This window comes from Paenarthrobacter nicotinovorans, from assembly GCF_021919345.1.
GTDB lineage: Bacteria > Actinomycetota > Actinomycetes > Actinomycetales > Micrococcaceae > Arthrobacter > Arthrobacter nicotinovorans.
This window is the reverse complement of sequence record NZ_CP089293.1, coordinates 2,899,743-2,911,377: the sequence shown is the minus strand read 5'-3', so window position 1 is coordinate 2,911,377 and position 11,635 is coordinate 2,899,743. Positions and strand designations below refer to the sequence as shown.

The window sequence follows — 11,635 nt, the reverse complement described above, 5'->3', positions numbered from 1 at the left end:
AGAGAAAACAATAGGGGGAAATTGTTATGACCGAACCACATCAACCGACTGCCGCTCCGGACGGGCCGTCGCCGAATACAGTCCCGCACAATGCGGCACCGGACAGCCATTCAGCCATCGGTGCAGAAAGCGGCACCAAAAATATTGGCCCTACCAACGCCGGCCTCAAAACTGGGCCGGTGTCCAGCGTCGTCAGTTCATTTGACGCAAAGTCGCTGATTCCGGGGGCCCTGGTGGGGGCCATTTCCTATGCAGCCGTTCTCATCACCGCATTTCTCTTCCTGATTCTGGCTCTTATAGGTGTGGCCATCAGCAACGGCGGCAACACCGATCTCCCGTCCAATTCGATGGTTTCCGGCGGCAATAGCAGCAGCATGCCGTCCCCGTGGTCCCTGATGGGTCAGTTGGCCGTTCAATTGGTAGTCATGAGCCAGCTTGGGGCGCTCGGCACGAGCATCGACGCAACATTTCCGTTAGTCGGAAGCGTCCAGGGTTCGGCATCATTCTTTGCCGTTCCACTGTTGTTGACTGCCGTCTCAGTTGCAGTCCTGTTCCTTGCCGCACGGATTGCCGCAAAGCGGTCCGAAGCCCACACCACAGCCGGAATCTGGATCGAGGCAGCAACAGCCGGTCTCGTCTTCACCCTCTTGGTCAATGCCTTCGGTGCGATATTTGCCGTGAACCTGCCCATTCCCAATGTGAAGGTCAGCTCGATCGGGGCCGTGACCTTTGGCTCTGTGATTTTTGCGCTGATCCTCGGAACCCTCGCCGCATATTTGGGGCGGATGTCGGGTAAACCGCGCGTCCCGGCCCTTAGTGGGCCGGGTGCCGCAATCGGTCGGGCCTTCGAAGCTGTGGCCGTTCATTATGGTGTATTTCTTGCCATTGCGATTCCCGTCCTGGTAATTGCCATCGGCATTAGGTCCGGATGGCAGGCCTCGCTCTCTTCACCTTTGTGGGCGCCCACGGCAGGCTTTTTCATGTTCGGATTGGGCCACCTGAGTGCCGTAAGCCGCACCTGGAATTCCGGTTCCAGCATGTCTTCGTCGTCTAATTCATCAGGCTCGGATATCAGCTTTGGATTCGGCAATGCGCTCACCCAATTCGGCGTGCCGGGCTGGGCCGGGTGGCTGATGCTTCTCCTGGCATTGGTCTCCGTCGTGGTGGCTTCTGTTTTCTGGTACCTGCGCCGGGGGCCGGTGGTCAGCAACAAGATCACCGACTGGGTCCTGCTTCCCGCTTCTTTCCTGGTGGCCGGGACGTTGATGACGTGGCTCAGTGGCGTAACAGGAACGTTCGACGCCGGGTCGCTGGCTTCGGGGGCCGTCAGTATGACGCTGGCGTGGTGGACGCCGTTCATCTTGCTGCTTTGGGGCGGCGCAACGGAAGTTTCAGCACGTTTCCTGGCGCCACAGTTGAGCAGGTATGTGCCCTTGTCCCTGGCGGGCAGGATCGCTCCCGCCAAGCCTGTCGTTGCTGAACAGGCTGCCACCGCACCTGGTGACGGTCAATCCGTGCCGGCTCCCGCTGCGGCTCACCCGGCCCTGGCACCCAGAGAGCCCATGACTGCCCAAGCGAAGCGCAAGCTTGGTCTGATCCTGGGAGCAGCTGGTCTGGTCGTCGTACTGGTCGTCGGGGCATTCATCGCCGTCGATGTGATCAAGGGCAACAACGGACCAGACAAAGCCGTCGCCGGCTACCTCCAGGCGCTGCAGAATGGCGAGGCGTCCAAGGCGATGGCCATCGCCGATCCCGGCGTCGCCACTGACCAGCGAATTCTGCTGACCGATGAGGTCTATTCCAAGGCGGGCAAGCGCATCGACAGGTTTGAGATCGTGTCTACGAATGTCTCCAACGACACAGCCACCGTGGTTGCCGCCATGTACCAGGACGGCCGGAAACAGCAAACGACCTACCGTTTGCATAAGTCGAACCCGGAGTTCTTGGATGATCACTGGGTCATGGACTCCGCGTCTCCACGGACTTTGCGCATTTCGTCCGACACCCCGGTGAAGACCCTCCTGATCAATGGACAGTCAGTTGATGTCAACCTCTCTGACAGCCGCTCCGTGACGTATCCCGCCTTGCCTGGCGAGTACACGGTGGAGTTGCCGTCCTCGGAGAAGTATCTGTCAGCTCCGAAGCTGACCACGATGGTGACCATCGGCACCGTGTCGACTTCTTCAACGGCCAGCCTGAAGGTGGAAGCTTCAGAAGCATTGAAGTCAGAGGCAATGGCCCAAATCGATGCCTACCTGGCTGAATGTGTGAAGTCCACCGAGGCCCGGCCGGCCAACTGCCCCTTGAACAGCTACAGTTCCTCGCGCTACACAAAGAACTTCCGCTGGGCACTCACCACCAAGCCCACGTTCGTTGTCAGCAAGGGCTACGGCGAAACCCCGTGGCGTGTACGCACGTCGAATCCGGGGAAAGCGACCGTCACTTATGAGAAGGACAACTCATATGGTTTCGGGACGCCGGACTGGAAAACCACAACGGACACCACCTCAGTATCACTGAGCGCCAACATCAGCCTGGATGGCGGCAAGGTAAAGGTGTCGTTCAACGACTACTAGGATCCATAAATTGAGGCCCCTCCCGGTTCGCCGGTAGGGGCCTCAACAGTATGGAGATCTTTTAGGTTCAGGGAAAGCCAACGGGAACAGCTGGCACGGAGCTGCCGTTGCCATTGACCCAACCCATCCATCGGGCGAAAGATGAAGCCGAGACCGGGTTGCTTCTGCGCCTGAAAAACGTCCTGTCCTGCTGTCAGACAGCGAATGCTACCACCGGGTAGTGTTTGACTTGAAATTCCCGCCGTTTTAGGCATGTAGAGGTTGCGGAACGGTTACAGTTTGGCCAGCATGTTCCAACATTCGGACGCAATGTGGGTAGGCTTACACTCACATGTAGGCAACGTCACAGTAGGAATCTGTGCCTTGCCTTGGGGGGACCTACCAAAATTCCCCTGATCAACTTCCCGACTCATAGGAGGCGGAATGCGTTTCTCGCGCACTTCCAAAGCTCTAGGCGTAGCGGCGGTCATCGCCCTCGCAATGACCGGTTGCGGCGGCGGCGGCAACAACGACTCCGGCGCATCCGGCGGTAACCCCAACAAGGTCATCATCGCTGACGGTTCAGAACCGCAGCGGCCGCTGATGCCGGCAGATATCAACGAGGTCGGCGGCGGAAAGATCGCAACGCTGATCTTCTCCGGGCTCGTTAGCTACGACCCCTCCGGCAAGCCGGTCAATGAACTGGCCGAGTCCATTGAGGCACCTGACGCGCAGAACTTCACCATCAAGATCAAGAAGGATCAGAAGTTCACCAACGGCGACGCCATCACGGCCAAGACGTTTGTTGACTCCTGGAACTATGGTGCAGCAGCGAAGAACGCTCAGCTGAGCGCAACCTTCTTCGAAAGCATCAAGGGCTACGACGAAACCAGTGCCAAGGGTTCCACCGTCGACACCATGTCCGGCTTGAAAGTTGTGGATGACACCACCTTCACGGTCGAACTCAAGCAGCCTGAGTCGGACTGGCCGTTGCGACTCGGCTACACCGCCTTCATGCCGGTCCCTGCCGCAGCACTCGCGGACCCGAAGACGTATGGCGAGAAGCCGGTAGGCAACGGTCCGTACAAGATGGCTGAGAACGGTTGGCAGCACAACGTGCAGATCCAGCTCGTTCCGAACGCCGACTACAACGGTCCCCGTAAGGCAAAGAACGGTGGCGTGACGTTCAAGATCTTCCAGAACGATGACGCCGCCTACCAGGATCTCCTGGGCAACAACCTGGACATCCTCCAGACGATCCCCACGAGCGCCCTCGCGAACTTCAAGACCGACCTCGGCGATCGCTTCATCGAGAAGCCGTACGCCGGTAACCAGACCATCGCCATTCCCGAGTACCTCCCCGAGTGGAGCGGAGAAGCGGGCAAGCTGCGCCGTCAGGCAATCTCCATGGCCATGAACCGTGAAGAGATCACCAAGGTGATCTTCAGCGGTGGCCGTCAGCCCGCCAAGGACTTCACGGCACCGGTTCTGGACGGCTACAGCGACAGCATCCCGGGCTCCGACAACCTCAAGTTCGATGCTGCCAAGGCCAAGGATCTGTGGGCCAAGGCCGACGCCATTCAGAAGTGGGACCCGAACACGGTCTTCACCATTGCGTACAACGCTGACAAGGGCGGCCACAAGGCTTGGGTTGAGGCTGTTACCAACCAGCTGAAGAACAACCTTGGTATCAAGGCTGAGGGTCTTCCGTTCGCTACCTTCAAGGAAGCCCGCGACCTTGCAACGTCCGGTAAGTTGACCGGTTCGATCCGTGCAGGTTGGCAGGCAGACTACCCGTCGCTGTACAACTTCCTGGGACCGATCTACAAGACCGGCGCAGGCTCGAACGATGCCCGCTACGAGAACCCCGCCTTTGACAAGGCCATCTCTGACGGTCTCTCGGCCCCCTCGGTTGCAGAAGGCAACAAGGCCATGAACAAGGCCCAGGAGATCCTTCTGCAGGACCTCCCGGCTATCCCGCTGTGGTACCAGGTATCGCAGGGTGGCTGGAGCACCGGCGTCTCGAATGTTGACTACGGATGGGACGGCGTCCCGCTGTACTACAACATCACTGGCAAGTAAATAACGATCGGCGGCGGGGGCGCTCTAGAGGCGCTACCGCCGCCGTATCGCGTTGCAAATCAATGACGCCCAACTCCGGTTGGGCGTCCTTGTGCAGGCATACTTGGACCGTCGGCCCTGAACTCCTGCACATCGAACGAAAAGGTTCTTCGATGAACAACTCCGCTGCACCCCTGGACCGGGTGCCTGCTGTTCGGGGTGTATTGCGCTAATGGCCACATACATCCTGAAAAGATTCCTCCAGCTGATTCCCGTCTTCCTGGGGGCCACCCTCCTTGTGTATTTCCTGGTCTTCAGCCTCCCGGGCGACCCCATTGCGGCACTTTTTGGGGACAAGCCTGTCAATGAAGCCGTCGCGGCAAAGCTCAGGGCGCAATACAACCTGGACCAGCCGTTTATCGTTCAATACTTGCTCTACCTCAAGAGCATTTTTACGTTTGATCTGGGCCAGGACTTCTCCGGGCGTCCCATCGCTGCCGTCCTTGGCGAAGTGTTCCCGGTTACGGCCCGCCTGGCTGTCATGGCACTGATCTTTGAAGGTGTTTTTGGCATTGCGTTTGGTCTCATCGCAGGTCTGCGCAAGGGCAAGCTTTTTGACGGCACTGTCCTGATCGCTTCGTTGATCGTCATCGGTATCCCGATTTTCGTGCTCGGTTTCCTTTTGCAGTTCTTTATCGGCGTCCAGCTGGGGTGGGCTAAACCTACCGTGAGTTCGGCTGCGACCATACCGGACCTTATTCTTCCGGCGATCGTCCTGGGGCTGGCCTCTTTCGCCTACGTTTTGAGACTGACCAGAACCAGTGTTATCGAGAACATGAACGCCGACTACGTTCGGACGGCCACTGCCAAGGGGCTTTCCCGTTTCCGTGTGGTCAACGTGCACATTCTGCGCAACTCACTGATCCCCGTTGTCACGTTCCTGGGTGCTGACCTTGGCGCCCTTATGGGTGGCGCGATCGTCACCGAAGGTATCTTCAACGTACCTGGCGTAGGCAACAGGTTGTACCGGGCAGTCCTGTCCGGCGAAGGACCTACCGTGGTATCGATCGTCACAGTTCTGGTGCTTGTCTACTGTGTCTCGAACCTGATTGTTGACCTTTTGTACGCCTGGCTTGACCCGAGGATCCGCTATGACGCCTGATAACAACCTGACGGGGCAGGACACAGCCCCGCGTCACATCGAGCACTTCGTTGCGGACCTCGAAGAGACGCCACTGCAAGCCACTGACAAGGTAAAAGAAGACCAAGCCCCTTCCAGTCTTTGGGGAGAGGCCTGGAAGAATCTGCGTAAGCAGCCTCTGTTCATCATTTCGGCCTTCATGATCCTGGTCGTAGTCGTCGTCTCTCTGTTCCCGGGCCTTTTCTCACCGATCGATCCCTCTGGCGAAGCTTGCCAGTTGGCCAACTCGAACGGCGGACCTGTCAGCGGCCACCCGCTCGGCTTTAACAAACAGGGCTGCGATGTCTACGCACGCGTCATCTTCGGAACGCGCTCGTCTGTGACAGTTGGCCTCTTCACCACGCTTGGAGTTGTCATTTTCGGCGGCACAGTGGGTGCCCTCGCCGGTTACTACGGTGGCTGGGCTGACGCACTCCTGGCTCGGCTCACTGATATCTTCTTTGCTCTGCCCCTCATCCTTGGCGCAATCGTCATGATGCAGCTTCCCGTCTTCCGGGCCAACCGCACGGTGTGGACGCTCATCCTGATTCTGATTACCTTCGGATGGCCGCAGATTGCCCGAATCACCAGAGGCGCCGTCATTGAGGTGCGGAATGCGGACTTCGTCATGGCTGCAAGGTCATTGGGTGTTTCGCGCTTCCGCTCCTTGCTTCGCCACGTGCTGCCCAACTCTCTGGCTCCGATCATTGTTGTTGCCACCATCTCGCTGGGCACATTTATCGTGGCGGAATCCACCCTGTCGTTCCTCGGCATCGGATTACCACCAAGCGTGATGTCTTGGGGCAACGACATCCAGGCAGCGCAGGCATCGTTGCGATCCAATCCCATGCCTTTGCTCTACCCGGCTATCGCCCTTTCCATCACCGTTCTGAGTTTCATCATGTTGGGTGACGCCCTTCGTGATGCTCTGGACCCGAAAGCGCGTAAACGATGAAAGGCCAAGCCATGAACCCTTCCGTTCACATCAAAGAAGAATCCGCTGGCCTCGAACGTCCGTTGCTGGAGATCAGGGACCTGGCAATCAACTTCGCGACAAGCAACGGCGAGGTTAACGCCGTCAGGAACGCGCACTTCACTGTCATGCCGGGTGAGACCGTGGCGATTGTGGGCGAGTCCGGATCCGGAAAGTCCACCTCCGCCCTTGCAGCCATTGGTTTGCTTCCGGGCAATGGGCGGGTGGCTGCCGGAGAGATCCTTTTTGACGGCGAAGACATTGCCCATGCGAGCGAAAAGCGGATGATTGAGCTTCGTGGCAACTCCATTGGAATGGTGCCGCAGGACCCGATGTCCAACCTCAACCCGGTGTGGAAGATCGGTTTCCAGGTCAAGGAAACGCTGAAAGCCAACGGCCTTCCGTCCGGGCCGGAGGATGTCGCCAAGGTCTTGTCCGAAGCTGGTCTTCCCGATGCGGCGCGTCGTGCCAAGCAATATCCGCATGAGTTTTCGGGCGGAATGCGCCAGCGCGCGCTTATTGCCATTGGCCTTTCCTGCCAGCCGCGTTTGCTGATCGCGGATGAGCCCACGTCGGCACTCGACGTGACCGTCCAGCGACAGATTCTGGACCACTTGGACAAGATGACGTCCGAATTGGGGACCGCTGTACTCCTCATCACCCACGACCTCGGGCTGGCTGCCGAGCGGGCGGACAAGGTGGTGGTGATGTACAAGGGACAGGTTGTGGAATCCGGTCCGTCCCTCGAGTTGCTGCGTAACCCGAAGCACCCGTACACCAAGCGCTTGGTCTCCTCGGCCCCGTCCTTGGCCTCCCGGCGTATTCAGGTTGCCAAGGAACAGGGCGTTGAGTCCGACGAACTGTTGGCGCCCAGCGAACCTGTGGTCGTTGAATCCGCGCTGCCTGAAGAGGTCCTGAAGGTTGAAGACCTGACCAAGGTTTTCAAACTTCGTGGCGGCATCGGCAAAACCACGGACTTCAAGGCTGTGGACGCAGTGTCATTCTCCGTTCGTCGAGGGACTACCACAGCCATTGTGGGCGAGTCCGGCTCCGGTAAGTCGACTGTGGCGCAGATGGTGCTTAACCTGTTGGAACCCACCTCGGGGAAGATCATTTTCGACGGCGTTGACACATCAACGTTGAACAGCAAGGACTTGTTTAAGTTCCGCCGCAGGGTGCAGCCGATCTTCCAGGACCCTTACGGTTCCTTGGATCCGATGTACAACATCTTCCGAACCATCGAAGAGCCGCTGCGCACTCACAAAATCGGCACCAAGGCCAGCCGCGAAAAGAAGGTTCGTGAGCTGTTGGATCAGGTGGCGCTTCCGCAGTCGACCATGCGCAGATACCCGAACGAGCTCTCCGGCGGCCAGCGTCAGCGTATCGCTATCGCGCGCGCACTGGCATTGGACCCGGAAGTCATTATCTGTGACGAGGCCGTTTCCGCTTTGGACGTCCTGGTGCAGGCCCAGGTGCTTAACCTGTTGGCCGACCTGCAGGACAACCTCGGTCTGACCTACCTGTTCATCACCCACGACCTCGCTGTGGTCCGTCAAATTGCCGACCACGTCTGTGTGATGCAAAAAGGCAAGCTCGTGGAAACGGGAAGCACGGACGAGGTCTTCGACAATCCCCGCGAGGCCTATACACAGGCCCTCCTGGATGCCATCCCGGGTGGATCCTTGCTCCTGCCCCCTGAAGTGGCCTGACCGGCGTCGTAATCCCGCTGCCGTACAGCAGAAGAGCCGGTGGTTCCCTGGAAAGGGAACCACCGGCTCTTGCCGTTTAGTACGGTCGCCTACTTTGCCGGCTGCGGGTTGTCCGGGCGGGCAGTGAGGCCCAGGGCCGTGAGCTCGCGCGCCAGGGCGACACCAAGCTTCGCGTGTCCGGTCGCCCTCAAATGAACGCCGTCCTGAAGGTCGCTGATGGCGTCGTATCGGGTGAGCCAATCGCCGGCACTGACGAACGGAATACCGTGCTTGGCGGCGATCCGGCCCAGGAGGGCGTCCACTTCCGTACGTCGTCCGCCTCCGTTGCTGACGCCGCGGGCCAGGGTGCCGATCATGGCCAGGCGGGAGCCCGGGTAGCGGGTCTTCAAGGCGGCCAGCAGCCGCTCGGCGTTGCCGGTGATCTGAGCATCCGTGGCGCGCTGCGTGGCGTCGTTTCCGCCGCCCTCCACCACGATCAAGGGTGGCTCGCCATAGGGAAGAACCCAGTCGCCGCGTTGCAAGGCGTCAATGTAGTTGCCGGTCTTGCCGTTGGTGGCGACGTATCCGGTACCGCCCATGCCCACCACATGCAGTTTGTAGCCGAGGGCTGCGATGCCTTGCTGCGGCCAGGAACCCGCCGGCATGGCTTGGGAATCACCGATCAATACGGCGGTGTGGCGGACATCGGCCAGCACCAGTTCGTTGCGGTTGTTCGTCGGATTCTTGTACAGGGAACCTGCCGGGAGATTCAGGGCGCTGGGTTGCGGGGCAACCCTGAGTGGTTTGTCAGCGGCGGCCGTCTGGGCGGGCGCGGGCGCAGCTGATCGTGAGGGGGCACTGGTTGGCACTGGGCTTGGTCCGCAACCGACCGTAAGGACGCCAACGGCGATCAAAGGTGCGATCATGCGAAACACGGCCGAAGATTGGCGCATTGATTGGTCTCCGTGGGGCACTGGTTCTGCTGCAATCATGGGGCACGGGAGCGTGAAAATCCAGCATCTTGACTTGTGTTTACGAACACGTGACCTGCTGTGACTGACGCCACAATTCATGGCCCGATGGCTTGCTTTTTAGGCTCAGAAATGCATCTGCGTTTAGACTGGATGCAGGTGCCCTGTGTCCCGGGGTCTTTTCGCTGTGTGTTCCGATCAAGTCGATCAGGTATGCGCGCGGATACAAACAGCTGACTTCACCACTGAATCGAGTCATTAACGCATGTCTGAAACCATCACCAACACTGCGTCGCGGAGCGATCTGCGCAACGTCGCGATCGTCGCACACGTTGACCACGGTAAGACCACCCTGGTCGACGCCATGCTCAAGCAGACCAACTCCTTCGCTTCCCACGGTGAGGTTGAGGACCGCGTCATGGACTCCGGTGACCTGGAGCGCGAAAAGGGCATCACCATCCTCGCCAAGAACACCACGGTTGCCTACAACGGCCCGTCGTCCAACGGCGAGACCATCACCATCAACGTGATCGACACCCCTGGCCACGCCGACTTCGGTGGCGAGGTGGAGCGCGGTCTGTCCATGGTTGACGGCGTTGTCCTGCTGGTTGACTCTTCCGAGGGTCCCCTCCCGCAGACCCGCTTCGTGCTCCGCAAGGCCCTTGCTGCGCACTTGCCGGTCATCCTCCTGGTCAACAAGACCGACCGCCCTGACGCCCGTATCGACGAGGTTGTCCACGAGTCCATGGACCTGCTCCTGGGCCTCGCTTCCGACCTCGCGGACGAAGTTCCGGACCTGGACCTGGACAAGGTACTCGAGGTTCCGGTTGTCTACGCCGCCGCCAAGGTCGGCCGCGCATCCCTGGACCAGCCGGCCAACGGCTCGGCCCCGGACAACGAGGACCTTGAGCCCCTCTTCAAGACCATCATCGAGCACATCCCGGCTCCGACGTACAACCCGGACGGCGTTCTGCAGGCTCACGTGACCAACCTGGACGCATCGCCGTTCCTTGGCCGCCTCGCCCTGCTCCGCATCTACAACGGCACGCTCCGCAAGGGCCAGACCGTTGCCTGGGCACGCGCCAACGGCGAACTCAAGAACGTCAAGATCACCGAACTGCTGGCCACCAAGGCCCTGACCCGTGTTCCTGCCGAAGAAGCCGGTCCCGGTGAAATCGTTGCAGTTGCCGGCATCGAGGACATCACCATTGGTGAAACCCTCACGGACGCCGAGAACCCGCAGCCGTTGCCGCTGATCACCGTGGATGATCCCGCGATCTCCATGACCATCGGTATCAACACCTCGCCGCTGGCCGGCAAGGTCAAGGGCGCCAAGGTCACCGCCCGCCAGGTGAAGGACCGCCTGGACAAGGAACTCATCGGTAACGTCTCCATCAAGGTTCTGCCCACCGAGCGTCCTGACGCCTGGGAAGTCCAGGGCCGTGGCGAGCTCGCCCTCGCCATCCTGGTGGAGCAGATGCGTCGCGAAGGCTTCGAGCTGACCGTTGGCAAGCCGCAGGTTGTTACCAAGACCATCGACGGCAAGATCCACGAGCCGATGGAGCACATGACCATCGACGTCCCCGAAGAGTACCTCGGCGCCGTAACGCAGCTCATGGCAGCCCGCAAGGGCCGCATGACCAACATGGCCAACCACGGCACCGGCTGGTGCCGCATGGAATTCATCGTTCCGGCCCGAGGCCTGATCGGCTTCCGCACGAAGTTCCTCACGGACACCCGTGGCGCCGGTATCGCAGCTTCCATCTCCGAGGGCTACGAGCCGTGGGCCGGCCCCATCGAATACCGCACCAACGGTTCGATGATCGCCGACCGCGCCGGTGTTGTGACCCCGTTCGCGATGATCAACCTGCAGGAACGCGGCTCCTTCTTCGTCAAGCCCACGTCCGAGGTTTACGAGGGCATGATCGTTGGCGAGAACTCCCGCGCCGACGACATGGACGTCAACATCACCAAGGAAAAGAAGCTCACCAACATGCGTGCAGCTTCCTCCGACACCTTCGAGAACCTGACGCCGCCGCGCGATCTGACCCTCGAAGAGTCCCTCGAATTCGCCCGCGAAGACGAGTGTGTTGAGGTGACCCCGGATGCAATCCGTATCCGCAAGGTCATCCTGGACTCCAACGAGCGCGCAAAGGCCAACCGCGCCCGCGCCAAGTCCTAATACCCGCTGGTTCTGAACCGGTCAA

At 59.9% G+C, this 11,635-nt stretch carries 7 protein-coding genes; 6 read left to right on the top strand and 1 reads right to left on the bottom strand.

The window, feature by feature from the left end; translation table 11 throughout:
• The first annotated feature begins 179 nt into the window (after nt 1-179).
• The 5 genes from JMY29_RS13510 to JMY29_RS13490 all read left to right on the top strand — a co-directional run bounded on the left by JMY29_RS13510 (nt 180) and on the right by JMY29_RS13490 (nt 8,478).
• A complete protein-coding gene (locus JMY29_RS13510; protein WP_209783756.1) occupies nt 180-2,576 on the top strand; it encodes a hypothetical protein in 2,397 nt (798 codons plus the stop codon).
• Nucleotides 2,577-2,999: 423 nt separating this feature from the next.
• Entirely contained in the window at nt 3,000-4,637 is a 1,638-nt protein-coding gene (locus JMY29_RS13505; RefSeq protein ID WP_018776562.1) for a peptide ABC transporter substrate-binding protein, read from the top strand.
• A gap of 211 nt (nt 4,638-4,848) precedes the next feature.
• On the top strand, nt 4,849-5,778 hold the full coding sequence (locus JMY29_RS13500; protein ID WP_018776561.1) for an ABC transporter permease: 930 nt from the start codon (nt 4,849-4,851) through the stop codon (nt 5,776-5,778).
• Complete coding sequence (locus tag JMY29_RS13495) at nt 5,768-6,751, top strand: ABC transporter permease (protein WP_018776560.1); 984 nt, start codon at nt 5,768-5,770, stop codon at nt 6,749-6,751. The genes JMY29_RS13500 and JMY29_RS13495 overlap by 11 nt, the downstream gene beginning before the upstream one ends.
• An 11-nt stretch (nt 6,752-6,762) precedes the next feature.
• Nucleotides 6,763-8,478, top strand: coding sequence for an ABC transporter ATP-binding protein (locus JMY29_RS13490; protein WP_229778552.1), 1,716 nt, complete (start codon nt 6,763-6,765; stop codon nt 8,476-8,478).
• A gap of 89 nt (nt 8,479-8,567) precedes the next feature.
• Here JMY29_RS13490 and JMY29_RS13485 read toward each other — a convergent pair whose 3' ends face one another.
• Nucleotides 8,568-9,449 (bottom strand): SGNH/GDSL hydrolase family protein, encoded by an 882-nt coding sequence (locus JMY29_RS13485; RefSeq protein ID WP_370874698.1) that lies wholly within the window; start codon nt 9,447-9,449, stop codon nt 8,568-8,570.
• A gap of 244 nt (nt 9,450-9,693) precedes the next feature.
• Between JMY29_RS13485 and typA the strand changes: the two genes are divergently transcribed.
• Nucleotides 9,694-11,610, top strand: a complete 1,917-nt coding sequence (gene typA / locus JMY29_RS13480) for a translational GTPase TypA (RefSeq protein ID WP_018776557.1) — start codon at nt 9,694-9,696, stop codon at nt 11,608-11,610.
• Nucleotides 11,611-11,635 lie beyond the last annotated feature (25 nt).